General features: G+C 29.5%; 1 protein-coding gene. It reads left to right on the forward strand.

Features of this window, described 5'->3' with window-relative positions; genetic code table 11:
• Positions 1 to 483: 483 nt before the first annotated feature.
• The coding region (locus B2X72_RS00035; RefSeq protein WP_286847967.1) for a VOC family protein at positions 484 to 858 on the forward strand (375 nt) is incomplete at its 3' end.

Consider the following 858-nt stretch of genomic DNA (forward strand, 5'->3'; position numbering starts at 1 on the left):
GTGTTTCATATGTTTATGTTTGTTTAAATAAGTAGTTTATCTAACTAAATACGATAAAAGCACCGAAGAAACTTTTAATATATGTTTTTCAAAAGTGATGAGCCCAACAGGCTAATACAGTTAGTGTACAAAACCAAACATGAAATGTTAAGGTTTTGTTAAAAGCAAAGATAAAACAACTTTTAAAGATGCAACAAGAAGTTATAAATAGAATTAAAAAACTGGAAAACAAACGATATAAATCATAGTATTTCACACAAAAAAATAACACAAAAAAAACACTAAATACCAAACAATTACACAAACAACACACCTTAATCTAAAAAAGTAGCTATTTTTTTTATGAAGTAACAATAAATACTGTAATATTTTGTATTTTTCATCATAAAACTACCCTTACAATCGATAATAATAAAAAAACACATGTAACTGCTATCAAAAAGACAAAACAATAGTTCGAACCAATAAAAGGCAAAAAAAAAGATGAACTACAAAAGCTTAAATCCAATATTATATACAAAAAGCTTAGATCAAACTATTCAGTTCTATGCTGAAAAACTCGGGTTTACATGTGTTGAAAAAAACGAAGCATTGAACTGGGCTCTACTGCGAAGTGGAACCATCGAAATCATGTTTTCGCATCCTGGCGAAAGCATTGCTTTTGAAACAGCACAATTTACCGGGTCCCTTTATTTTAACATAGCGGATGTTGATAATTTATGGGAAAGTTTGAAAGATAATGTCAAAATATGTTATGAAATAGCAACTTTCGAATGGGGAATGCGTGAGTTTGCTATTTACGATAGTAATGGATATGTGCTTCAGTTTGGGCAGGAAACTACAATAGAAACCACTTTA

The sequence above is a fragment of the Sphingobacterium sp. UBA7253 genome (genome assembly GCF_002472745.1).
Taxonomy (GTDB): Bacteria; Bacteroidota; Bacteroidia; order Sphingobacteriales; family Sphingobacteriaceae; genus Sphingobacterium; species Sphingobacterium siyangense.